General features: G+C 55.2%; 20 protein-coding genes and 1 tRNA gene. 5 read left to right on the top strand and 16 right to left on the bottom strand.

Translation table 11 applies throughout. The annotated features are described in order from the left end of the window. The 7 genes from mdoH to WCG50_RS09195 all read right to left on the bottom strand — a co-directional run. Window positions 1–1,193 (bottom strand): glucans biosynthesis glucosyltransferase MdoH (mdoH, locus tag WCG50_RS09225; protein ID WP_336899304.1); only part of this gene is annotated, 1,193 nt, incomplete at its 3' end. Further along, complete coding sequence (locus WCG50_RS09220; RefSeq protein ID WP_336899303.1) at window positions 1,169–2,737, bottom strand: glucan biosynthesis protein G; 1,569 nt, start codon at window positions 2,735–2,737, stop codon at window positions 1,169–1,171. The genes WCG50_RS09220 and mdoH, both read right to left, overlap by 25 nt. A gap of 205 nt (window positions 2,738–2,942) precedes the next feature. After that, the gene (locus WCG50_RS09215; RefSeq protein WP_336899302.1) at window positions 2,943–4,370 is read right to left on the bottom strand and encodes a sigma 54-interacting transcriptional regulator; all 1,428 of its coding nucleotides are present in this window, start codon (window positions 4,368–4,370) and stop codon (window positions 2,943–2,945) included. Then, window positions 4,367–5,041 (bottom strand): hypothetical protein, encoded by a 675-nt coding sequence (locus WCG50_RS09210; protein ID WP_336899301.1) that lies wholly within the window; start codon window positions 5,039–5,041, stop codon window positions 4,367–4,369. The genes WCG50_RS09215 and WCG50_RS09210 overlap by 4 nt, the downstream gene beginning before the upstream one ends. Then, a complete protein-coding gene (locus WCG50_RS09205) occupies window positions 5,025–6,452 on the bottom strand; it encodes a HAMP domain-containing sensor histidine kinase (RefSeq protein WP_336899300.1) in 1,428 nt (475 codons plus the stop codon). Before WCG50_RS09205 ends, WCG50_RS09210 begins: the two co-directional genes overlap by 17 nt. Further along, window positions 6,449–7,804, bottom strand: coding sequence for a tRNA (N6-isopentenyl adenosine(37)-C2)-methylthiotransferase MiaB (gene miaB, locus WCG50_RS09200; protein ID WP_336899299.1), 1,356 nt, complete (start codon window positions 7,802–7,804; stop codon window positions 6,449–6,451). The genes WCG50_RS09205 and miaB overlap by 4 nt, the downstream gene beginning before the upstream one ends. 129 nt (window positions 7,805–7,933) lie before the next feature. Beyond that, window positions 7,934–8,395 carry a hypothetical protein gene (locus WCG50_RS09195; protein ID WP_336899298.1) on the bottom strand — a complete coding sequence of 154 codons (462 nt, stop codon included), beginning with the start codon at window positions 8,393–8,395 and terminating at the stop codon, window positions 7,934–7,936. A 313-nt stretch (window positions 8,396–8,708) separates the two neighbouring features. Between WCG50_RS09195 and WCG50_RS09190 the strand changes: the two genes are divergently transcribed. Further along, window positions 8,709–9,818: a patatin-like phospholipase family protein gene (locus WCG50_RS09190; protein ID WP_336899297.1), complete on the top strand. Its 1,110-nt coding sequence runs from the start codon at window positions 8,709–8,711 to the stop codon at window positions 9,816–9,818. Window positions 9,819–9,874: 56 nt separating this feature from the next. Here WCG50_RS09190 and WCG50_RS09185 read toward each other — a convergent pair whose 3' ends face one another. Further along, window positions 9,875–11,410, bottom strand: a complete 1,536-nt coding sequence (locus WCG50_RS09185) for a methyl-accepting chemotaxis protein (protein WP_336899296.1) — start codon at window positions 11,408–11,410, stop codon at window positions 9,875–9,877. A 642-nt stretch (window positions 11,411–12,052) separates the two neighbouring features. On the opposite strand from WCG50_RS09185, the gene WCG50_RS09180 reads away from it, so the two are divergent. After that, on the top strand, window positions 12,053–12,634 hold the full coding sequence (locus WCG50_RS09180; RefSeq protein ID WP_336899295.1) for a hypothetical protein: 582 nt from the start codon (window positions 12,053–12,055) through the stop codon (window positions 12,632–12,634). Window positions 12,635–12,745: 111 nt separating this feature from the next. Then, a complete protein-coding gene (locus WCG50_RS09175) occupies window positions 12,746–13,300 on the top strand; it encodes a hypothetical protein (RefSeq protein ID WP_336899294.1) in 555 nt (184 codons plus the stop codon). A gap of 224 nt (window positions 13,301–13,524) precedes the next feature. On the opposite strand, the gene WCG50_RS09170 is transcribed toward WCG50_RS09175, so the two are convergent. The 8 genes from WCG50_RS09170 to WCG50_RS09135 all read right to left on the bottom strand — a co-directional run bounded on the left by WCG50_RS09170 (window position 13,525) and on the right by WCG50_RS09135 (window position 22,604). Continuing rightward, on the bottom strand, window positions 13,525–15,540 hold the full coding sequence (locus tag WCG50_RS09170) for an AAA family ATPase (protein WP_336899293.1): 2,016 nt from the start codon (window positions 15,538–15,540) through the stop codon (window positions 13,525–13,527). Between the two features lie 361 nt (window positions 15,541–15,901). Then, entirely contained in the window at window positions 15,902–16,126 is a 225-nt protein-coding gene (locus tag WCG50_RS09165) for an AlpA family phage regulatory protein (protein WP_336899292.1), read from the bottom strand. A 421-nt stretch (window positions 16,127–16,547) separates the two neighbouring features. Further along, the gene (locus WCG50_RS09160; protein ID WP_336899291.1) at window positions 16,548–17,780 is read right to left on the bottom strand and encodes an integrase arm-type DNA-binding domain-containing protein; all 1,233 of its coding nucleotides are present in this window, start codon (window positions 17,778–17,780) and stop codon (window positions 16,548–16,550) included. Between the two features lie 185 nt (window positions 17,781–17,965). Then, window positions 17,966–18,042 (bottom strand) — tRNA-Met (locus WCG50_RS09155). Between the two features lie 46 nt (window positions 18,043–18,088). Next, a complete protein-coding gene (locus WCG50_RS09150) occupies window positions 18,089–18,868 on the bottom strand; it encodes an enoyl-CoA hydratase (RefSeq protein ID WP_336899290.1) in 780 nt (259 codons plus the stop codon). Between the two features lie 60 nt (window positions 18,869–18,928). Then, window positions 18,929–20,746: a peptidase M61 gene (locus WCG50_RS09145; RefSeq protein ID WP_336899289.1), complete on the bottom strand. Its 1,818-nt coding sequence runs from the start codon at window positions 20,744–20,746 to the stop codon at window positions 18,929–18,931. Beyond that, window positions 20,746–21,459 (bottom strand): DsbC family protein, encoded by a 714-nt coding sequence (locus tag WCG50_RS09140; RefSeq protein ID WP_336899288.1) that lies wholly within the window; start codon window positions 21,457–21,459, stop codon window positions 20,746–20,748. Before WCG50_RS09140 ends, WCG50_RS09145 begins: the two co-directional genes overlap by 1 nt. 14 nt (window positions 21,460–21,473) lie before the next feature. Continuing rightward, a complete protein-coding gene (locus WCG50_RS09135) occupies window positions 21,474–22,604 on the bottom strand; it encodes an FAD-dependent monooxygenase (RefSeq protein WP_336899287.1) in 1,131 nt (376 codons plus the stop codon). Between the two features lie 577 nt (window positions 22,605–23,181). On the opposite strand from WCG50_RS09135, the gene WCG50_RS09130 reads away from it, so the two are divergent. Together WCG50_RS09130 and ychF are read left to right on the top strand one after the other, a co-directional pair. Next, window positions 23,182–23,538 (top strand): rhodanese-like domain-containing protein, encoded by a 357-nt coding sequence (locus WCG50_RS09130; RefSeq protein WP_336899286.1) that lies wholly within the window; start codon window positions 23,182–23,184, stop codon window positions 23,536–23,538. Window positions 23,539–23,885: 347 nt separating this feature from the next. Continuing rightward, window positions 23,886–24,676 (top strand): redox-regulated ATPase YchF (ychF, locus tag WCG50_RS09125; protein WP_336899285.1); only part of this gene is annotated, 791 nt, incomplete at its 3' end.

Here is a 24,676-nt window from a genome sequence, read left to right as displayed (position 1 = left end):
ACCAGCCAGACGTGAAAACCGGCGCGGCGCATCAGGGCGGCCTCGACAAAGTCGTGCGACATGATGCTGCCCGACATACCCCCCGTGCCGGCAATGCGCGCCAGGGCGCAGTGCTGCATGAAGGGTTCAATCCGGATGATGGCGTTGTGGCCCCAGTAGTGCGACTCGCCCATTTGCCAGAACTGCATACCCAGCGTGAACAGGCGGCCGGTCACGCGCGACGCAAATTGTTGGGCCCGGGCGTGCAAGGTGACGTGACCAATGGCCTGGGTGGCGGTCTGGATGATGCCGGCCTTGGGGTTGGCTTCCATCAGCTTGACCATGGACACCAGGCAGTCGCCACTCATGACGCTGTCGGCGTCCAGCACCACCATGTAGCGGTAGTCCTTGCCCCAGCGGCGGCAAAAGTCGGCCACGTTGCCGGCCTTGCGGTCCGAGCGGCGCTTGCGCAGGCGGTAATAAACCTCGAGTTGTGGCTGCCCCGTCGAACTGGCGAGTTGGGCGCGCAGGTCTTCCCAGGCGGCGCGTTCGGCTTTCTGGATGGCCGGGTCGTTGCTGTCCGACAGCACAAACACATCAAAGGCGCGCACATGCGAAGTTAGCGCAATCGATTCACAGGTGGCGCGCAGGCCGGCAAACACGGTGCGCACCTCTTCATTGCAAATCGGCATGATGATGGCGGTGCGGGTCGTTGCATCCAGCGTATGGTGCTGAACCTTTTTACTGGAGAGGCTGTGGGCGTCGCCGCGCAGCATCACGTAAAACCCCATCATCGCTGTCATGAAACCCGTCACCACCCAGGCTGACAACAAGGCAAATAAAGTGGCCTGGCCGTATTGCAGCCAGGCGTTCTCGTAGTCGGGCTGCATATCGGTAAACAGACGTGTGGCCAGTGCCGTGCTGATCACGGTCAGCAGGATAAAAACAGCCCGGCGGCGTTGGGCGGCATGCTGCCACGGCGCCAGTTTTTCCGGGATGACCCGCGTGATCGGTGCCACGGCTTGAGCCCGTCCCGTCAGCCAGCGAGCGCGCGAAAGTGCTGCGCCGGTCAGGCTGTTCCAGAACCCTTGCCAGGGTCGTGGCGCCATGCTGCCGCGATTGATCGGGGGGGCAGTGACCGCGTTGGGATGACGTTCTTCGCGCAGGGTGCTGCGCGGCTTGCCGGGGGTCAGGGTGTGATCAGGTTGGTCCATGTTTCGCTCAGTGTTTGCTGCTGGTATTGGAGAAAGGCGCGCAGCTCTACGGGCTGCGTCGGGTTGAGTGTTTGCACGCGCAAGGTCATGCGCCAGGTGCCCGTGGCGGGGTTCTTGTAGGCAAGGCTTTCGACCACGCGGGCGTTGCTGCTGGCCGTAGCAATGGCTTGCACGGCGGCGTCATCGGGCAAGGAGTCGAGCGCCGGGCCCGCGAAATCAATCACGAACTGGATGGGCGGGGTGAGCGCTTCTTGTGCGGTTTTGACATAGCCCCGCCCGCGACGCGATTGCGTGACCCAGCCGTTCGGGGGCAGTTGCTGGTGCTTGCCTTGCCAAGCAATCTGGTATGCGAAATCGATGGATTCACCTGGGGCCGGCATTTTGGCGGGCACCCAGTAAGCGGCAACGTTGTCGTTGGTTTCGTCGGGTGTGGAAAATTGCAGCAATTCCACCCGGCCCGCACCCCAGTCGCCCAGCGGGGTGACCCAGGCGCTGGGCCGGAGTTCGTAGCGCGCTTCGGTGTCCTCAAAGCTGCTGAAGGCGCGGTCACGCTGCATCAGTCCAAAGCCTTTGAGGCGAGTCATGCTGAACGAGGTCACGAGCGTCGAAGACGGGTTTTGCAGCGGGCGCCAGAGCCATTCCCCGTCGCCGGTGGCGATCATCAGGCCATCAGAGTCATGCACCTCTGGGCGAAAGTCGCCGGAGCGGGGTTGGTTTTCACCAAAGAAAAACATGCTCGACAAGGGCGTCAGACCCAGCGTGGTCACGGGTTTGTCGGTCAAGCGCATGAATAAGCGTGTGTGGACTTCAGTGACCGTTTGTTCTCCCGGTGTGATGTCGAAGCGATAGGCGCCGGTCAGTCGCGGGGAGTCCATCAGCGCATAAACAGTGAGCAGACTCGCATTGGCTGCGGGCTTTTCCAGCCAGAACTCGGTAAAGCGGGGGAACTCTTCGGGTGTGCCGCCAGTGATGTCGACGGCCAAGCCGCGGGCCGACAGGCCGTAGCGCTGGCCAGTGCCCAGGGCCCGGAAATAACTGGCGCCTGCAAAGACGATCAACTCGTCTTTGTGGCTGGCTGAGTTCAGGTTGAACAGGGCCTTGAGTCCACCGTGACCGAGGTCGCCAAAAAGCTGAGGGGCCAGTTGGTTCTGGCCAAAGTTGAAGTCGGCCGGGTTGTAGGCAATCGGCTTGTCGCCTTCAGGGGTGATCTCATGAAGGCGCACTGCATCTTCGGTTTTTCTGACGTGGAAAAACTGAAGTTCAAACGGTGCTTGCTCCGCGTGCCACAAGGCGTGGTCTGCTTTGAAGCGGATGTCTCGGTAACCGTCGTAATCCAGTTGGGACAGTTCCTTCGGTATCTCGGTCAACGTCGGCATGAAGGACGTCTGAGCCCGCTGTTTGGCGAGTACGGCCACCTCGTCAAGGCCCCAGGCTTGAGCCTGACCGCACAGCAATGTCCCTAAAACAGTAGCCACCAGCGCGATCGTTCTGGCACAGAAGCAGCTTTTGCGGCGTCTGAAAATGGTGTGGCTAAGGGCTGGCATTCCTTACCTAGTGCAAACCCTATGCCAGCCTGAAAAAACCTATGTAAATCAACGGTTTGAAGGTCTCTGGAAATCAAAAATCAGGAAATCCAACTGAAATGCGGACCGCAACGCTGATTTTTGTCGCCAAACCACGACAGCAACCTGTCTGGTCTGTAGAAATCCCTTTGAAATCAAGGGTTCAGGGCTGTCGCTAAAGAGCGACTCAACTCAAGGCGTCGGCTTCGGGTGTGGCGCTGTTGTCGGTCTTGAAACGTCCAGGTGTCAACTCGTGCTTTTGCAGCAGTCGATAAAACTCGGTCCGGTTGCGGTCGGCCAAGCGGGCGCTATCGGCCACATTGCCGTCGGTGAGTTTGAGCAGTCCCACCAGGTAGTCGCGCTCAAAACGCAGCCGGGCTTCGGCCAAGGTCAGCACCTGCACGCTGGGCGAGCGCAGGGCGCGTTCCACCAGCGCCAGTGGCACCAAGGGCGTGGCAGACAGTGCGCAGACTTGTTCTACGACGTTGTAAAGTTGGCGCACATTGCCCGGCCAGGCCGCAGTGGTCAAGGCTTTGAGGGCTTCCGGCGCGAAGCCGCTCAAGCGTTTTTTGTACTTGGCCGCCAGTTTGACCAAGAAATGGTTCGCCAGCAGGGGAATGTCTTCGCGCCGCTCCGACAAGGTCGGCAACATCAAGGTGACGACGTTGAGGCGGTAATAGAGGTCGGCCCGGAACTGGCCCTCGGTCATCGCCTGCTCCAGATCACAGTGGGTGGCCGAGATGATGCGCACGTCCACCGGAATCGATTGGCTTGACCCCACGGGTCGCACCACCCGCTCTTGCAAGACACGCAACAGCTTGACTTGCAGCGCCGCAGGCATGTCGCCGATTTCATCGAGCAGCAGCGTGCCCCCATCGGCAGCCTGAAAAAGCCCAACATGGTTCGCCACGGCATCGGTGAAGGCGCCCTTGACGTGACCAAACAGTTCCGACTCCAGCAAGGCCTCGGGGATGGCGCCGCAATTTACGGCAATAAAAGGTTTACTGGCGCGAGCCCCGGCCTGGTGAATCGCCTGGGCCAGCAGTTCCTTGCCAGTGCCGCTTTCGCCGCGCAGCAGCACGCTGGCGTCCGACTGGGCCACCATCTGCGCTTCGGCCAGCACTTCAGCCATGCGATTGGAGCGACTGATGATCTGGTCTTGCCAGGCGTGCGAACTCCCTTTTTTGACCGAGTGGGCGGGCGCGCTCAGTGCGAGGGCTTGTGCAATTTTGTCGAGCAGGCTCTTTCCGTCATACGGTTTCGTCAGGTAGGAGAACACGCCGCGCTCGGTCGCTTGCACCGCATCGGGAATCGTGCCGTGGGCCGTCAGCAAAATCACCGGTAAAGAGGGGTGCTGGGCCCGAATGTCGTCAAACAGTGCCAGACCGTCCCGGCCGGGCAGGCGCACATCACTGAGGACCAGTTGGGGCCGCTCGATATGGAGTTGGGTCATGGCCGCCTCGGCCGAGGTGACGGCGCTCACGCGGTAGCCGGCGGCGGTGAGCCGGATGGTCAGCAAGCGCAGCATGTCGGCATCGTCGTCCACCACCAGCAGGTGCGCGCCGTTTCCGGGCGGCGTTGTAGACGCTGGTGTGGCAGGCAGGTTCGTGCTCATGGCATTGGCGCGGCGGTTCCGCGGGTCTTGGGGGGCGATGATTTATCTGCAGATGAGCGGTTTGTGAGGCTGCGTTCTATCGCCTTGAGTGCGTTCAGGCGTTCCTGAGTCTGGTCCAGCTTGTGTTGCACCTCGTGGGTTTGCTGGGTTTGTTTTTCGAGAAGTTCTTCCAGTCGTCGTCGGTCGACATCTTGCGACTGCAACAAACGGGCCAGGGGGTGCAGCGCTTGGGCTTGCGCGCCGGTGTCAAGCAGCACGCGGGCCAGCAGTTCTTGCGCGCGAATCAGCTCCGGCAATTGCGCGAACTGGCGCAACACCAGCGACAGTTTCAACTGTTCGGCGGCCCCGGCACCATTGCCAAGCCGGCTGACTTCCTGATTTAATTCAGCCGCTGGCATTCCTCGGACCTGTTGGGCGTAGGCCAGCATGCTGACAACGGCCTCGGTGACAAAAGGCGTGTTCAACCGGATGATCTCGATCGGTTGGACCACAGGGGCATTGGCGCAGTCCGCAGCAAGCGCTTCCATGGGGTTTGCACTCATCGCAGGCGTTGGTGCGTGATTCTGGGTCGTGCCACAGCCTGCCAGAATGGCCGCCGCGCAGCCCGCAATAACGCCAATTCGCACCCGAAAAATGGCTCGACAAATGAAAGACTCAGGATTTGAAAACATGGGGGATCTCAATTCTGAAGTGGGCCCCGAGGGGGTCTGACAGCAACTCTATACGCCCGCCATGCGCGGCTACATATTCGTGCACGATAGACAAGCCAATGCCACTGCCCCGCACGACGTCGGTCGGCTGGCGCTCACCTCGGTAAAACGGTTCGAAAATTCGATTGCGGTCCGCGCTTGCCACGCCAATGCCCTGGTCGCCAATGTCGATGCGGACCAATCCGTCCTCTTGGCTGAGGGTCAGGGTGATGATCCCGTTTCGGGGCGAGTAGCGGATGGCGTTGGAGAGCAAGTTGGCCAGGACGGTGCCGATTTTCTCGGGGTCAATTTCTACCCGGATCGGTTCGCCCTTGACGGTCACGGTCAGCTCGCGCGCACGCCACTGCAGATGCTGGTCGTCCACCTGGGCTTGGACCAGTGCGAGTAAATCGGTTTTTTGCCGGTGCAATTGGCGGGCCTCAAAGGCCGCGGCATTGAAGCGCAGCAGGTCTTCAATCTGGCTTTGCAAAACGCCCGTATTGTGTTTGAGGATGTGCGCGATTTCGCGTTGATCCGGGTTGAGCGCGCCTGCCACGCCATCTTCCAGCAGTGAAACCCCTTCGCGCAGCGAGGCCAGCGGGGTCTTGAGTTCATGGGAAACATGGCGCAAAAAACGCGATTTATCGGCGTCAAGCTCCACCAGCCTCAAGCGCAACCAGTTCAGCCGGTGCCCCACCAGCGCCAAGTCGGCCGGTCCCTGAATGGTGATCACCTGATCGAGCCGGTTTTCACCCAGACCCACGATGGCTTGCTCCAGTCGGTTCAGCGGCCGCGTGAACCCCATGCCAAAGAGCAGCGCCATTGCCACGGCCAGGGCAATCGCCCCGATGACTTGCTGCGCCAGATGCCGCTGGCTGTCGTCAAGCCGGGTTTCGAGTAATTTATTGCGCTTTTGTATGGTTTGCTGCACCTGCCCCGCAATTGTCGAGGTGATGTGCTCCAGTTCGCGAAACTCTTGCGCCAGTTGGCGCTCCCGGTCCAGCGCGGTGTCGGGTGAGCCAGTCAGCAGGCCGTTAATGGATTGCAGTTGTGCGCGCCATTGCTGCATGCTGCTGCTCGGCAGGCCTTCAGTAACCAAGTTGCTCACGATTTGCGTGGCCTCGTTGGCGGCGTCAGAAAAACGTCCGCGCAGCACGCGGTCGTCTAGCACCACTGACTGGCGGGCGCTGCGTTCCATCGTCACGCTGCGCTCGCCCAAAGACTGGGCCAGTCGGCTCAACTCCAGAGCTTGGGCGGCCCCGTCGCGACTTTGCAGGGTGAGGTCTTCAAGGGCATACAGAGCCCGCACAGAGGCCGCACCCAGCAAGGCGGCAATCAACAGGAAGGCCAGAACCAGCAGTTGCCGAAATGAAAATCGTTGGAGAAATTTCAATGGGGACCGCTGGACGATGCCAGCACTTCGCCGCGCAAGGAGTAGCTGCGCGTCTCGGTGATTTTGACATCCACCAGTTGTCCGATCAGGTCGGCCTGCCCGACGAAATTGACGGCGCGGTTGCACTCGGTGCGACCCATCAGCTCGCTGGCATCGCGTTTGGACGGGCCTTCCACCAGCAGGCGCTGCACCGTGTTCAGTCGGCTTTCCGAGATGCTTTTGATGCTGCCGTTGATGACCGATTGCAGGTGTTGCAGACGGCGCAGCTTGACTTCATGCGGCGTGTCGTCAGGCAGATTGGCCGCCGGTGTGCCGGGGCGCGGGCTGAAGATAAAGCTGAACGAGTTGTCAAAGCCGACATCGTCGATCAGCTTCATCATCTTGCCGAAATCGTCTTCGGTCTCGCCGGGGAAGCCGACGATAAAGTCGCTGCTCATCGCCATGTCGGGCCGGATGGCGCGCAGTTTGCGCACGGTTGATTTGTATTCCATCGCGGTGTAGCCGCGTTTCATGGCCATCAGGATTCGGTCTGAGCCGTGTTGCACCGGCAAGTGCAGGTGGCTCACCAGCTTCGGGATTTTGTCGTAGGCGGCAATCAACGAGGGGGTGAACTCGTTGGGGTGGCTGGTCATGTAGCGGATGCGCTCGATGCCGGGAATGTCAGCCACGTACTCCAGCAGGGTGGCAAAGTCGGCCATCTCGGGGGTGAGTGATTGCGCATCACCGATCATGCGGGCCCGGTAGGCGTTGACGTTTTGCCCCAGCAGCGTGACTTCTTTCACGCCCTGATCAGCCAGACCCGCCACTTCGACCAGCACATCTTCAAACGGCCTTGAAACTTCTTCGCCCCGGGTGTAAGGCACCACGCAATAGCTGCAGTACTTGGAGCAGCCTTCCATGATGCTCACGAAGGCCGTGGCGCCCTCCACCCGCGCCGGTGGCAGGTGGTCAAACTTTTCGATTTCAGGAAAACTGATGTCGACTTGCGAGCGGTTATTCAGCGAACGCTCGGCCAGCATCTGCGGCAGGCGGTGCAGGGTTTGCGGGCCAAACACCACGTCCACATACGGCGCCCGCTCAATGATGGCGGCGCCTTCCTGGCTCGCCACGCAGCCGCCGACGCCAATCAGCACGCCCTTTTTCTTCAGGTGTTTGACGCGGCCCAGGTCAGAAAACACTTTCTCCTGGGCCTTCTCGCGCACCGAGCAGGTGTTGAACAAAATCAGGTCGGCTTCGTTCACGTTGTCGGTGGGTTCGTAGCCCTCGGCGGCTTTCAGGACGTCGGCCATCTTGCCCGAGTCGTACTCGTTCATCTGGCAGCCGAAGGTTTTGATAAAGACTTTTTTGGACATGGGGGAACTCAAATTTAATGCTATTTAAATAATAGCTACTTGCGCAGGTAATACGGGGGCTAGAGCCTATTTTGGTATAAATAACAGGGCAGCAGGTGCTGCGCAAAGAAGGCGCTGAGCCAGGCGGTGTCAGCGCTCGGAATACCTGGGCAGTTGGTTGAACGGGGTTTTCCCGTCATCGGTTTTGCGTTGGCTGGCATCAGACTCAAAAACGATATTGGTGACGGTCTCCATGCCGGCACGTTTTTCCAGCGCTTCTTCGGGGGTCAAAATCCACACTTCATGGACCATTCCTTGTACGTCACGCTTGTAGTTGACCAGCACAGCACTGCCAACCAGCGCCGCCGACATCACCATCATGTTGGTCGGGCCCTTGATGCGCGCGCCGGGCGACAGTCGCTCCGGTTTGCCATTGATCAGCAACTCCGGTGGCGCCGTTACCACCAGCATGCCGCGTTGGGCGGTCGGGGGAAATTGGCGAGGCGCCGTTTGCGCCGCCGCTGGTGCGAAGGATGCGCTGCTGGTCCAGAGAAGGACAACGGCCAGGGTCATCAAAAAACGAAAAAAGGGCAGGGGAATGCAGCGGTTCATGGTATTGGTCCAGAGGCTGTGGGTTAGGCAGGAGGCTTAAAAAAATGATTATAGATCAGTCACTTACGCTCAGTTGAGCAACGATACCTTGCGCCATAAGGGGTGAACAGGGCAGGTTGACGAGTGAGACGGCCCCTTGCCTATTGACTTGCTTGGGATCGTTCTTGTTTAGGCGAACTTTAGTCCGGGAAGGCCTGTTGGTATCAACTTATTAAGGGTCGATATAGCCAAAGATGGCGAGGTTATTGCTGACGTGAATGAATACTATTGCACAGTCGATAAAACAGACTTTCATTCTTGTTACCCTTGGCGCATGAATTCAATTCCCCCAAACTACGCTTCCAGTTCCTCATCAGGTGCTAAACCTCGTATCAACCTGGCACTACAAGGTGGCGGCTCACACGGAGCCTTCACCTGGGGCGTGCTGGATGCCCTGCTTGAAGATGGGCGTATCGATCTCGAAGGCATCAGCGGAACCAGCGCCGGCGGAATGAACGCGGTGGCTCTGGCCCAAGGATTTGCCAAAGCCAGCGACAAAGTGAATGGGGACCCGCGCGAGGAAGCGCGTGAAGCCTTGACCCATTTCTGGAACGGTATTGTTCACATGGGCGCCCTGTCCGAAGTACAGCGGGCACCATTTGACATGTTGTTTGGTCGGGATGCCACCGACACATCCCCCACCGCGGTGTTGGCCAATGCCATGACCAATTTCTGGTCCAGCGCGGTGTCGCCCTACCAAAGCAACCCGTTTGACATCAACCCCTTGCGCCAGTTTCTGGAGCAGCAGATCGATTTCGAGGCGTTGGCCCGACTCAAGACACTCAAGGTGTTTGTGGTGGCCACGCGCGTTTCAACCGGTAAGGCCGAGGTGTTTTCGGGCAAACGCCTGACCGCTGATGCCGTCATGGCCTCGGCTTGTTTGCCTTTGGCGTTTCGTGCCGTCGAGATTGAGGGGGATCACTTTTGGGACGGCGGTTACTCTGGCAACCCGGCCATGCACCCTTTGATTTATGACTGCAAAAGTCGAGATATTTTGCTGGTGCAAATCACGCCTATCAAGCGCGATAAATTGCCAACCAATAGCGCTCAAATCATGGACCGTATCAATGAAGTGACCTTCAACGCAGGCTTGATTGCCGAGATGCGCGCGATTGATTTCGTCAAGAGATTGCTGGCAGAGGGAAAGCTGGATCCTGCGCATTACAAAGACGTTTTAATGCACCGCATCGACGGCGGCGAGGCGCTTGAGGCGTTCTCTGCCTCTACAAAAATTTCTACGAATGCCAGCATGATTTATTCATTGCGCGATTTGGGCCAAGCCAATGCGCGCGTCTGGCTAAGCCAGCATTTCGATAACTTGGGTGTGCGGTGTTCCGTTGATATCAGGCGAGATTACCTGGACGATTTGCGCGTCCCTGTGTGACTTGACTAGACTTGAGTGCAATGAGGCCATGCGTTGGCCTCATTGCATTTTGAAGGTTAACGGTTGCTGATGCGCATGGGCGACATGCGACTACTGCTTGCCACTTGAACCCCTTCGAGTTTGAAGATGCTGACAACCTGCTCCAGGTGGCCCGCTTGATCTTGCAGTGACTGCGCGGCCGCGGCAGCTTCTTCCACCAGGGCAGAATTTTGCTGCGTCACGCTGTTCATTTCGGTGATCGCGTTGTTAACCCGCTCAATTCCTGCGGTCTGTTCGACGCTTGCGGCAGCAATGTCGCCCATGATGTCCGTGACATGGCGAATGCTGTCCACAATTTCAGTCATGGTGCTGCCCGCCTGGTGGACCAGGGTGCTGCCGGCGCTGACTTTGTCGACCGAGTCGCCAATCAGTGTTTTGATCTCTTTGGCAGCAGCAGCTGAACGCCCGGCCAAGCTGCGAACTTCGGCCGCCACAACCGCAAAACCACGCCCTTGCTCGCCAGCGCGAGCTGCTTCAACCGCCGCATTCAAGGCCAGAATGTTGGTCTGGAAGGCGATGCCATCGATCACGCTGATGATGTCAACGATCTTTTTAGAAGAGGCATTGATAGAGTCCATGGTTTCAACCACTTGAGAGACCACGGCACCCCCTTTGATGGCGACCTCAGAGGCCGACATGGCAAGCAGGTTGGCGCGGCGAGCGTTGTCAGTGTTTTGGTTCACCGTGTCTGTGAGTTCCTGCATGGAAGCGGCAGTTTTCTCAAGCGTGCCGGCTTGCAGTTCGGTGCGTTCGGACAGGTCCAGATTGCCGCGAGCAATCTCACTGGAGGCGTTGAAAATAGTCTCTGTGCCTTCCCGTACCTGGCCGACGATTCTCACCAAGCTGTGGTTCATGTCTTTCAGGGCTTGCTGAAGCGAGCCCATTTCGTTGTTGGCGTTCACCGTGATTTGTTGTGTCAGGTCGCCCGCTGCAATGTCACGCGCAACTTCTACGCCACGTTCAAGGGGTAATGTGATTACTTTGCGAATGAATGGATAGATCAGCATCAGCACCGGGATGCAAGTGATGAGGGCCGCTAATATTGATTTCAAGCGCTGATCAGCCAGGTTGGCGTTGACCTGGTCCAGCGATACTTTCATGCTCACGACCCCCAGCACGGTGTTTTCCGCCACCTGATGGCACAAGGTGCAATCTTTGCCAAGAGAGTTCTTCATGGCCAATGCAGGTCGCACTGTTCGCAAGTATTCGCCCTTGCCATCAGACTCCACCTGGATGACTTCCTTGCCACTTGAAAGCACCTGTTTTTCAAGCTCATCCGGGTTGCCGTCGTCTTTGGCAGTGCCAGCGCCAAACGCCTTGATGACACTTTCGCCACGCAGGACGCGGACATCGCGAATTGTGCCAAGCTGCTTGACCTGGTCCAGGAATACATCTCGCTGAGCCACTGTACCTGTCACCATCATGCCGGTGAGCCCTGCCATGGTGGCGTTGTGCATGCTGAGCGAGAAATCACCCGCCTGTTTGAGTGCGGCTTCGCGGTAAACGAACCCCTGCCAGACAATCACGCCGGTCCACACAATAAGTAGCGCCACCCCAATAGTGACCAAGAGTTGGACCCAAATTTTGAATTTAGTGACGCGCAAAATATTTCCTTGCTGAAACGGGTAGAAAAGCCAACCATTCCCGTCAAAGGATAGTAGCCCAAGCGGCAAAAATCAGGGGGTATTTTGTCACCATTATTGACCCAAGTCACGCGATTTGGCGAGCAGATGGCCAAGGCATCAGACCGCTAAAAACAGAACCGGCCGACCCGAATCGGTCAATCCAGAAAACAAAAAACCCGCAAGAGCATGAACTGTTGCGGGTTTTGAAATTTTTTGGGATAGGTGCCATTGATAATCAGGCTGCAATCCTTGTGTAATAAAGGTTCTGAGAATATTTTTTTAAAAAATACCGTTATAAGTACCTTCAATTCTTTTTGTGTCCCCTATCGTTGAATTTTTGACACGGAAACGCTGCGTTGCTTAAAAATTAAGCACATTCAATGTTTTGAAACCGCAAAAACTCTCGAAACACGCGCTCTACGATGCCCGTACGTAGAGGGAAGCTGTGGGAGCCCCCCCGGTGCCTGCTGGCAGGGTGGGTAGGGGTATGTGCCCTGCAACGATTATTTTCCAGTCACGGGCTGGTATTGACTGTGCGGGGGGTACCATAGATTCCAACAGGGAGGATCAATGATCAATAGAGTTGTCATCACAGCTTGTCTGGTGATGTGCATCACACATGCCTTGGCAATAACCAAGTGCATTTCCAAAGACGGGAAAATCAGTTTTCAAGAAACCACGTGTGCGGAAACTGATAAGGCGTTAATTGTTATGCCCTCAATGCAGCCAACGCAACCAAATAGGGCAGATGTTCAAGCGCAACAAAAGCGCAATGCTGATGCCAAGAATCGAATTGCTATTCGTGAAGCTATTAACGAACGACGACCGATTATCGGAATGACATACGCAGAGTTAGAACAATCAATTGGATTACCGCAAAGCATCAATTCAACTACATCCGCGAGTGGCGCAACCCAGCAACGAGTTTATTATTTTGATTCTGTGACTTGGTATGTTTATATGAGCAATGGTGCTGTAACGTCCTTTCAAAACGCGATTGGCGGGTTAGGACGGAAAACAAGTACTGTTCCGTGTCCATCGGCGCACGAAATAAGAAGTGTCGAAACATCCGCAAGCAGCATCACCCTTACCGACGAGCAGCGACGTAAATATGCACAACAGTTGTCTGAAATGCGTTCTTGCGGTAAGTAGATGAATAAGGGGCAGTCGTGTTCGGTCCTAAGAAGTTAGGGTTCGTAGACATGAAACGCTGTTCAAGAGAAAGCAAAGGAAGATTTACGAATCTTCACTACAGGGGGAAATATGAAAAAGAAACAACGCGGTATTACCGTATTCCACATACTGGCCGTGCTTTTGATTTTAAGCATTAGTGCTTATTACTATTCTGCGAACAAGCGACAACGAAGTAAAGAACACGCACTGACAGTTATTGAGGAAAATAAAAAATCTGAAGCACTAGTAAAAATAGAAACTGAAAACGCAGCTTTAAAGGTGCGTCAAGAGGATGGAAAAAAAATTGACCAATATGCAAAATCGCTTAAAGCGACAGACGATCTTTATCAGAGGTGGCACGATGGGGTAAAGCTTGCCTTATCTGTAAGTCGAATTGCATTAGCACAACCCGTTGCTGCGCTTCAATCAATCAAAACTGATGCAGCCAACCTAGAAGCTCCACCATGTCTCGATATCGCTAAAAAAGCGCTTATCAGCGGTATGGATTTAAGCATTGAAGGTTTTTTAGGATTTATGAAAAATGAAGCCGGGATTGGTGACAGAACTGCACAAATCTTCTTTGCTCCAGCCCGTGTGGAATTTGATCGATTTGAAGATTTGAGAAAGGCGTGCCCTCAACAATAACAAGCATATGGTGGGGCTTCATGCAGGTGGTCTTAATCACAGTTAAGCCTGCATCAAGGTTTGTTGACTCTGGGTTTGTACTTTTGCGATATTTCGGGCAGGGGTATAGGTTATGGCGATACCTCTGCCCGATACCGGACAGGACAGACACACCCTAAAGGGTTGTGTCCTGTCTGTCTGGGTGTATCCCGGACATTTGTATCGATTTGTCCGGATTGTCCAGATCACTTCACCCAAGCAAAACCGTCTGATAATCCGACTAAATTTCGCTCTAACAGCACGTCCACTGCCCGATTGAACGCTTTCAACTTGCCCGTTTGTGATGTTTCCTTTTTTGTAATTCCGGCTTGGTAACAAGCGGTTCGTAAGTCACCGTGAGGCACTACGTTCGAACCGTCAGTAAGTGAACCATTAGCATTCTTGACCTTCTCTGGTGGCGGCTTACCTTGCGTTTCTATTAGCTTTTTGAGCGTTTCCAACACCACGGTTACAGGGTATTTGAGGTCTCCCAATGTCCGTGTTACCGGCGAGTTATCAGACACCACGACACAGGACGTAATCACATCATTGTTATCGTCAAGACCAACAGTTACGACTTCTAATTTGAATGGCGTTGACTCGCCATCTAAACCTTCTTTCACTTTGTCTGACGCCCATGACCGTTTGTCGCCGTTACGTACTACTGACAGTGATGCGTCAAGCGCACCGAGCAAGCTACTGTGACCGCGCATCCCTTGTGCCTCATTCTTTCCTGTGTGATGCACCACAATTACTAGGCCATTTATTGCGACCATTAATTGTTTGGCACCCTCAAGAATTTCACCCATGTCCTTACTAGCGTTTTCGTCAGATGTTGGGGCCGCACGTCTTAGAGTGTCCAGGAATACAACAGCACCGTGAGGCACCACATGTGCGAGATCGGCAATGTCCTGTGCGGTGGTCAGGTTGAAAGGCTGCATGACCATGTTGAACCCGGCAGGCAGGTCGCGCCCATTCTTTGTCTCCCATGCCCCGGCCCGTTGCTTGAAACCCGCTTCGCCCTCAAGTGCCACGTAAACCACTTGCGCGGCCTCTACACGGTGCCCAAACCATTCCATGCCCTCCACAATGGCACAGGCAAGATCAATGCATAGAAACGACTTTCCAGCCTTGCTGGGGCCGTAGATAGACGCCAGCCCCACGGCAGGCAGTACGTCACGCACGCGCCACACCATAGGCGGCAGGTTGCGTAGGTCAGTGCCCGTCAGCAGTTTGTACCGGTTGTTGTTCGTTACTACACGACCTTTCGCAGGATTGAGCCATCCAAGTTCTGTCGCTTTACTGAATATTGCACCCCTGCCTGTTTTTGTACCTTTCAATTGCCCCCACTTTTTCAGTACATCAGCTTCGTTTACGAAACCGCCACAGGCATGGGAATAAGCAAGAAACAGTGCTCGTAATTCAGGTTCACGGCCATTGCGTGATTCAGCTTTAAGTGCCTGTCCTACATTTGTCCAATCATGATAGCTAACGCCGTGCCCTGTTCCTGCCAAGTACATTGTTGCGCTGCTCAAAACAGCCATTTCAACGTCATCCATTACCGGCAGGGGCATATCAATGCCATCACTATTACTGACTAACGCTGATTTTCCTCGAATTTTTTCAGCCAATTCCGCGAACTCTCGCAACTGTGCAAGTGGCTCATTTTTTAGCGTGCGACCTGTCAGTGTCAGATACCGCCCTGACGAATAGAGTTCTGTATTGACGCCATTCTCTACCCCAGCAGTGCCAATGATCTGTGGGCCATAACCCAAGGCCCGTAACCCCGTACCTGAGGGTGATATTTCAATGTAGGTTGAGCCCGATTTCTCTAGAATTTCCATTGCGTCAGGTGTTGGCTGTCCATCAATTACGCAGTGGTCCAAGTCGATGCCAACAATGCCGTTTCCATTAAGAACGAAACCAATTCCCGAATAGTTGCCATACAGATATTCAATTTCAATCTGTTCATACGTCCCCCACGTGCTGGCATTGGTCACATTTGCCCTGCACCCATTTGGGCTGTATGGAACCTTTCCGGGCTTCTTTCCGGGGCTAGGTTCATATTTCCACGCTACCCATTGATTTAATTCCTTCAGTTCGTTTGGCATTTCATCAAAATTAGGCGATACGTTAGGCACCGTAGTAAAATTATGGTTGATGGACTTAGGTAAGCCTTCTAGTGTGTCGAGCACTTTGGGGCTTTTTTCATGGGCTGTCATTTTGTTGCCCCCGATTCCACGTTAAAGCAAGTTCCATGCGGTAGCTGAAACAGCATGTCTAAGAACGCGCACATATCAGGCTCGATTGCTCTAGCTTTACAGTTTTCGACGCACCGTTGTTGCAGCCTTTCTATTGGTTCTCCTAACAAAGAAACAAGGTCTGGCAGGTAGTCACGAATTGCATATTTCATTGCTCTTGATTCAACAGCTTTGCGAAACCCTACAGAATTGCCCATTCGGTGCGTACACGGTTTGCATAACTTAGCAGTCAGCACAATTGGTCGTGGTGGTGGTGTGGTTGGGGCCAACCGGCTATATATGGTTTCAATTTCCTGTTCACAGCCAACGCATTTATAGCCACTCATGATTGCACCCCGCTCATCCACTCACGAACGTCACCGACCCGCCACGCTGTAACGCGCTCAGATAATTTAACGGGTTTGGGAAAGCTACCGTCTTTGACCTTGCGCCAAAGCGTTGCGGCAGAGAAAGGCAATGGGGCCGCTGGTGTTGCGGGTGATTGAACTAGCTGCGACTGACGTGCGAATGCACTTTTTGGCAGGGTATCGAAATTAAATCTGGGCATGATAACTCCTTGTGTTGGAGCCTCGCCGCAGTCCTATGCCAGAACTGCCAGTCCTTGCGGACTGTCACCCCATCTGCGGGGCTATCACTTCACGTTTTTCCCCCAACGAATTGGGCTGTTGTCACCTGTTATGGATAACATTACAGTTTTCCATCCAATACCTTACCGGAGTGCATGATTGCACATAGAGGCCGCAAGGAGCATTGAATCGTGGGATGGAGGGCCAAGCCCCACATCACGTTATGAACGCAGAGCATGCTCTGCATCATGGTGATAGTGTACGGCACGAAGTGGTCATTTGTGAGATGAAATGTCTCACTATGTCTTTCATTGTGAGTAGGGGCTTTGCGCCTTCCTCCAAGGTGCCTATGGCTTGGGCTAAATTTTGTGTCACATTTGCCATTGAGGTGCTTCCCGGCGTTTAAGCTGTTTTGAACTGAATCACGTCCGCACCTATGCGCAGCTTGTCGAGATAGTCGGCCCATGCTTGCATCATCTTTGCCCGTTCTGCCAGAAACTGCGTTCTGTCATAAGCACCTCCTAGGGCTTCGTCACTGCCATGAGCTAACTGCCGTTCTATCACTTCTTTGTCATAGTGCAGAGACTCTCTGATTAGTGTTCGTGCTGACGCCCTAAATCCGTGGGGCACATGATCGGTATAGCCCATGCTGCGCAGTGCCTGTCGTGCGGTGTTCTCGCTGATTGAACGGCCTTCACCTCGTTCTCCGGGAAACACCTTAACACCATGCCCGGTCAGTGGGTGAAGGTCGCGCAGTACAGCAACGGCTTGTTTGGATAGTGGGATTGTGTGGGCGTCGCCGTGGGCTTTGCGTTCAAGCACGCCCTTCATTCGGGATGGCGGGACGACCCATACACCAGCGTCTAGGTCAATCTCTGCCCACTCCATGCCCTGAATCTCGTTTGGGCGTTGAAAGGTGAGGGCGTGAATAAGGACTGCCGCACGCGTGATGTTGCTGCCGGAATAGGCGTAAATGTCGCGCAGCATTTGAGCAAATCGTTTTGGCTCAGTGATTGCTGGGTGGTGCCCCTTGACAGTCGTTTTGAGTGCCACGCCCACGTCAGCCGCTGGGTTGCGGATTGCCCTGCCGGTTGCAATGGCGTATCTGAAAACGGTACTCATGATGGATTTAACCCTGTGGGTGGTATCAATCGCACCACGGCTTTCAATCCTTTTCAGCGTGGTCAGTACCTCGGGAGCTTCAATGTCGGTCAAGGGTCGCGCACCTAGCCACGGAAATATATTTTTTTCCATGCGTTCCATGGTCGTATCGGCGTGGACAGTTGACCAGCCGCTAACCTTGGTTTCATGCCACTCAAGGGCGATTGCCTTGAACGTGTTCCCGTTCGTTGCAAGCTTCGCCGTCTTTTCGGACTTCTTTGCAGCGTTGGGGTCAATGCCGTCTGCTAGCAACTCATGGGCTTTGTCACGCCGTTGCCTTGCCTTTGCTAGTGATACAGCAGGGTACACACCCATCGCAAACGTATTGCGACCCTCTCCAAATGTGTAATCCATACGCCAGTATTTGCCAGCGGCTTTTATCAGCAGGTACATTCCACCAGCATCGGTGTGCTTGTCGCCAGCGGGTTTTCCAGTGTGTTTTGTGTTTTTGACGAATGTATCGGTCAGTGCCATCGCTCACCCTTGATAACGGTACTTTTCCCCTTGAATCTGGAAATTTTTATAAGTACCGTTGTAGATACCGTTGAATTAACGGTATGTCATGCTACCCCGTGAAATTACTTGAGGCAACAAAAAACCCGCTCTCCAGTGAAGAAGGCGGGTTATGAGGTCTTGTGAGACTGTCTTAAATGATCGGGTGGTGGTGATAGGTGGATTTGAACCACCGACATCAGCATTATGAATGCTGCGCTCTAACCAACTGAGCTATATCACCAACAGGGGCAAATTATAGCCAGTTAAAACGCGCGTTCATCTGTGGTTTATAGGTTTTTGAAATTTGCTTTGCGCTTGTTCACAAAAGCATCCATGCCTTCTTTTTGATCTGCTGTGGCAAACAAGGCGTGGAACAGGCGGCGTTCAAAATGAATGCCATCGTTCAGCGAGCCTTCAAAGGCCTGGTTGACGGATTCTTTCGTGGCCATGGTGGCTATTTGGGAATAGTCGCTGATCATCAGGGCGGCTCCCAGCGCTTCCTCCATCAACTTCTCCAGTGGCACCACGCGGCTGACCAGGCCAGCACGCTCGGCCTCGGTGGCGTCCATCATGCGGCCGGTCAGTGCCATGTCCATGGCTTTGGCTTTGCCTACGGCGCGCGGCAATCGTTGTGTGCCACCGGCGCCGGGGATGATCCCCAGCTTGATTTCAGGTTGACCAAAGCGGGCATTCTCAGCCGCGATTATGAAGTCGCACATCATCGCAAGTTCACAGCCGCCACCCAGGGCAAAGCCGCTGACGGCGGCAATGACGGGCTTGCGGATGGAACGGATTTTTTCCCAGTTACGGGTAATGAAGTCACCTTTGTAGGCGTCGGCAAAGCTCAGGGTGGCCATGGCGCCAATGTCGGCGCCGGCTGCAAAAGCTTTCTCGCTGCCGGTAATGATCATGCAGCCAATACTGGGGTCAGCATCAAAAGCTTGCAGTGCGGCACCCATTTCGTCCATCAGTTGGTCATTGAGGGCGTTGAGTTGCTTGGGCCGATTCAAGGTGACGATGCCCACTTTTTCGGCTTCGGTGCGTACGGTGATCATTTCAAAATTCATGGGTTTCTCCGGGAAGGGGCTAAAAAGTAACTATACATAAATGACGGGGCATGCTTCAGTTCAGGGGGTGGCGAGCCATAGGCCCACCAGATTGTTGTCGCGCACCGTTAGTCGCCAGGTGTTCATGGTCTTTGGGAACGTGAGCGGAAGGGTCATGAGTCGCTTATCGCGGGCCACGAGCGCGCCGACTTGGGTGGCCGTTCCTGCATACAGCAGCAAATCATCTAATTTGGAGAGTCGCCAACGAGTGCAAGATTTGCCTCTGCCGACTTCAAGACCCAGCCATTCGTCCCCGGCGGCGAATCCAGCGTGTTCAGCGGCGCCACCGCGCAACACTGTTTTGAGGTGGATGCTTGATGTCTCCGTCACTCGCAGCCCCAAGCGCTGGGCGATCTGGGCGGGTTCTTCGAGCACGGTCAGGCCTTGCGCCTCCAGCAAAGGCTTGAGCGGCAGGTCGGCCGTGCTGTGCACCCAGTGCGATATTTCTTTTGCAAACGACCGCCCAGCGAGTTCGGCCAGCACGCTGGTCAGGTCCGCTTCGGTCATCGGCCCGCCTTGGCAGCGCAGCCAGAGGGCACGCATCACCGCGTCGAGCGTGGTCTTTCCCTCTTGGCGAAGCGTCAGATCCAGACACAAGGCGACCAGGGCGCCTTTGGTGTAGTAGCTGACCGTGGCGTTGGGTGTGTTTTCATCCTGGCGGTAGTACTTGACCCAGGCATCAAAGCTGGCTTGGGCGACGGTCTGCACCTCGCGACCCGGGGTCTGCAGCACCTGATTGATGGTTTTGGTGAGCAGTTTCAGGTAGGTGGCATCGTCAATCAGTCCGGCCCGGCGCAGCAGCAGATCGTCGTAGTAGCTGGTAAAGCCCTCAAAAAACCACAGCAATGAAGTGTGGTTTTCCTGGGTGTAGTCATACCGGGCGAACTCCGCAGGGCGCAGTCGCTTGACATTCCAGGTGTGGAAATACTCATGGCTGATGAGGCCCAGCAAGGTGGTGTAACCCTCGGATGACTTGGGTTTGACGGTGGCTGGTTGGCTGGCGCTGGGCTTGAGCGCCGGGTTGTCCAGTCGCGGTAAATCTTTGCGGTTGCAAATGAGCGCCGTCGAGTTGCGGTGCTCCAGTCCGCCATAGCCGTCGTCCACGGCGTTGAGCATGAAGAGGTAAGAGGCATGAGGCGCTTTGTTTTTGGCGCGAGCACTCGTTTTGGCACCATGCCAGAAGCGAATCTCGGTTTCGCAAATCGCCTGGGTGTCGGCCATCAACCGCGCACCGTCAAAACTGGGGGGCGCGCCAGCCACGACAAACCGGTGGGGGACGCCGCATGCCACAAATGTGCCAGACCAAAACTTGCCCATTTCTACCGGGCAATCGACCAGTTCGTCATAACAGCCGGCCAGGTAGGTGCCGAAGCCGTTTTTGGAGATTTTCTGCGGCGGCAATCCGGTGGCGACTTGCCAGCCCGGCAAAGTCTTGCCGGCCACCAGGGTCAGTGCATGGGGGGTGTCTTCCTGGCCCTCAACCTGCAAAAAAAGACTGGTGCCATTGAAGAAGCCACGGTGGGTATCGAGCCAGGCCGTGCGCACCGAGTTGTCAAAGGCGTAAATTTCGTAGGTCAGCACCAGCGGCTGGTCGGGGATGCACAGGGCTTGCCAGCTGCATTTGTCAAGTTGGTTCAATTCAACTTTTTTGACGCCTTGACGGGCTTGCAGTCGCTGCAAACTCTTGGAAAACTCTCGCACCAGGTAGCTGCCCGGAATCCACACCGGCAAACTCACCCGTTGCAACGCTGCCGGTTTCGCAATGGTCAGCGTGACTGAAAAAAGATGCGCATGCAGGCTGTGTACCTGCACTTTGTAGGCGACAGCAGCGGTGGCCATCAGTTTTTGGCGGCGGTCAGGCGTTTCTCGACTTCATCCGCGCCAACCGCACCCGGCACGCGTGAGCCATCGACGAAGACCAGGGTGGGCGTCCCTGTGATCTTGTACTTGCGCCCGAGCTCAACGTTGCGTTCGATGGCCGTCGCGTCACAGCTTGCCGTTTTAGGCATCTGGTCCCGAACCATCCAGTCTTGCCAGGCTTTGGTTTTGTCTTTGGCGCACCAGATGTTCTTGGACTTGTCGGTGGAGTCGGCACTCAGGATGGGGTAGAGGAACATGTGAATCGTCACGTTGTTCACTTTTTGCAGATCACGTTCAAACTTTTTGCAGTAGCCGCAATTGGGGTCTTCAAAGACCGCCAGCTTGCGCTTGCCATCACCACGCACGATGGTGAAGGCGTCCTTCAAGGGCAGCGAGTCAAAGTTGATAGCGGTTAACTTGTCCACCCGTTCTTCGGTCAGGTTGCGACGCTGTTTGGTGTCAATCAGGTTGCCCTGCACCAGATAGTTGCCCTTGGCATCGGTGTAATAAATTTCTGAACCGTTGACGCGAATTTCAAAAAGACCGGGCATCGGGCTCTCGGTCACTTCATCAATTTTTTGCAGTTGAGGAATGCGCTCCCCCAGGTTCTTGCGAATGGTGGCCTCCTGCGCGCTGGCACTCAAGCAGGCCAGAAGACTGGCGGCAATCACCGTGGTGTTCAAAATTTTCATCAACATTCCATTCATTATTTAAAACCCATGGCCTGCCGCGCGACCCATTGTTTGACCAGGCCGCTGCGCTCAAACCCTCGCATGCCCCAGTTGCGCACCGTTGCCCAAGGTGCGCCATCCTGTGCAAACAACTGTTGCAAGCCATCCATCGTGGCGCCCATTGTGGCGACTTCTGCCTTGCGCGAGCGCTCGTAGCGTCGCAGCAACTTTTCGTCCCCAACGGGGCGCCAGTACTCGCGCTCGTGCAAAACTTTCGCGAGTGCCGCCACATCACCTAAACCCAAGTTCAGCCCCTGTCCGGCGAGTGGGTGCACGTTGTGCGCCGCATCACCCGCCAAGGCCCATGCCTTGCCGTCCTGGGTGCCCGACCAGCGATCCGCTTGTGCTTTTTGCAACGGCCAAGCGCCGCGTTCGCTGATGAGTGTGAGCTTACCTAAGCAGCCTTCACTGGCCTCAGCCAATTGCTGGCAGAACTCAACCGGGCTAGCCTCCATCAATGACGCCACCCGGTCATGTTGTACTGACCAAACCACAGCCACAGAGTTCCCTTGGGGCCCATCCAAGGGTAAAAAAGCCAGAATTTCGTCTTGCGTAAACCACTGACGTGCAGTTTGGGCATGAGGTGTTTCGCACAATACCCGCGCCGCGATGGCGCTTTGGGGGTAACGGGCCACTTCGAAATCAATGCCGAACTCAGCCCGGGTGCGGCTGGCTTTGCCTTCGCAGATGACGGTGAGTGTGGCGGACTGGGGGGCTTCCAGTACTTCGATCTGGGGCTGGTAACGCACCGCTTCGGCCAACTGAGCCTCTAAAACCGGAACGTCCACAATCCAGGTCAGGCCGGGCACTTCCAGTTCGGTGGCGCTAAAGTTGACTTCGCCGCCGTCATCGCCCCTGACCTGCATGTGCAGCACTTCGGTGGCGTGTTCGGCGTCGGGCCAGCAGCGCAGTGAGCCCAGCAGGGCTTTGGATGTGGCGTTCAAGGCATAGGCCCGCACATCGCCCGAGCTGGGTGCCGGGCTCTTTGCAGCGGCGCCAGACGAGGAAACCAAGCCTACACGGAGGCGGTCCCGAGCTAGTAAAAGAGCCAGTGTGCGGCCCACAATGCCGTCGCCGCGTATGCAAATATCAAGGGGTTGAGTCATGCCCGGAATTGTAGGAGGCATCTAAAGCCCTCGTTCGGCGCTGACACACGGAAAAAAATTAGTTTCAGGTTTTGATTTATGTGTTGAACCTGCGTTTTGTCAATTGATTCTTGCCGCGTGAGAGTTCAATATTTGTTTCCCGTTGCATTGGCATTGGTTTGCAAATGACGGTTCAAAAATTTACACCACATGGATAAATAAAATGAACTCGGATGACAACACCATTAGATACGCAATCACAGAGTCGCAACTGAATGAAGCGGTAGAGTTGCTCACAACTTCGTTGCGTCACATCCCCTCTTTTTCCAGTCAATTGCGGGCTGATATGCGAGACACCATTTCAGAATTAAAAAGTCTTTCAAAAGAGCCCTCTTTGGAAATCAGCGGTTAAACCTTGGCAAGTAAAACTACACGCGCCTGAAAAGGCGGGTACAAGAGCCGCATCACCCCGTTGTAACTAAAGCTGCGAATATATGCAGCTGAAACACCTTTAAACAGTTGGCAATTGAAAAATTCGAGCGTTCGGGCATTCGGGCATTCGCCGATACTGCACCCAATCTGTTTATCAAGGAGTTATATGGATTTCCTGGGTGTGTTTGAAAAGTATTGGCCCATCATGGCCCTGGGACTTTGGTTTGCCTACAAGTGGTGGAATTCAAAAAGAGTCGTCGCTATGCTGCCGGAACTTAAGAAAAATGGCGCACTATTTATCGACGTTAGATCGGCTGGGGAATTTGCAAATGGCAACGCACCTGGGACCATAAATATCCCCCTTCAGGAGTTGGGAAACAGACTGGCAGAAATACCCAAGTCTTCCCCGGTTGTTCTCTGCTGTGCCAGCGGGACAAGAAGTGGCATGGCAAAACTATTGCTAATGAAGAATGGTTACCAGAATGTTCACAACATCGGAACTTGGAGTAAGTTTTTGGCCTGATCTTCTTTGGCAAGATCCTGACTTTTAAGTCTGGCTTTTTCAGTTCTCGGGGAGCGTTTTTTGTCAACATCGCATGACGGACAGGGCCACTCCCGATTGATCAACATACGGTCGCGCAGGATGCGTCCGTCCCTTGCTTTAGTTTTAAGCAGCAAGGATTCGCTGATCAGTACAATCGGTATCAGTTTCCCCTAGGCAAAACGAGGACAAATTCCTCAGCAATTCGACGTGTTTTCACTCGGTTTTGTTTTTTGCTGTCCGGTCTTGCATGGTGCGGATCAGGCACTTCGACGATGCCCACATGGGGCGCGATGTGCAAAAGGGGTTGATTTCTAAGGATAAATTTCATGAAATGTGGCATCGTTGGTCTTCCAAACGTCGGTAAATCGACCCTGTTTAACGCCCTGACCAAGGCAGGCATTGCGGCTGAAAACTACCCCTTTTGCACTATTGAGCCCAATGTGGGCATCGTCGAAGTGCCCGACGCGCGCCTTGATGCGCTGTCCCTGATCGTGAACCCGCAAAAGGTGCAGCGCGCGATTGTGGAGTTTGTGGACATCGCTGGTTTGGTGGCAGGTGCCAGCACCGGCGAGGGTTTGGGCAACAAGTTTTTGGCACACATTCGCGAAACCGACGCCACCATTAACGTGGTGCGCTGCTTTGAAGACGACAACGTGATTCACGTCGCCGGCAAGGTCGACCCGATCTCTGACATCGAAGTGATTCAGACTGAGCTGTGTCTGGCCGACTTGACGGCTGTTGAAAAAGCCCTTCACCGCGTCACCAAGACCGCGCGTTCGGGCGACAAGGAGTCCATCAAGCTGGTCGCTATCCTGGAAAAATGCCAGGCTGCGCTGAACGAAGCCAAGCCGGTCCGCACGCTCGACTTCAGCAAAGAAGAGTTACCACTGCTCACCCAGTTTTTCCTGATCACCGCCAAACCCGCCATGTTTGTGGCCAATGTGGCCGAAGATGGCTTCGAGAACAACCCGTTCCTGGACCGCCTGACCGCCTACGCCAAGGCGCAAAACGCGCCGGTGGTGGCGATTTGCGCCAAGATGGAAGCCGAAATGGCCGATATGGAAGAGGAAGACAAGAAGATGTTCCTCGCTGAAATCGGTCAAAGCGAGCCGGGTCT

It is taken from the genome of Rhodoferax sp., assembly GCF_037143375.1.
Taxonomy (GTDB): domain Bacteria; phylum Pseudomonadota; class Gammaproteobacteria; order Burkholderiales; family Burkholderiaceae_C; genus Rhodoferax.
This window is presented reverse-complemented; position numbering and strand designations above follow the sequence as displayed.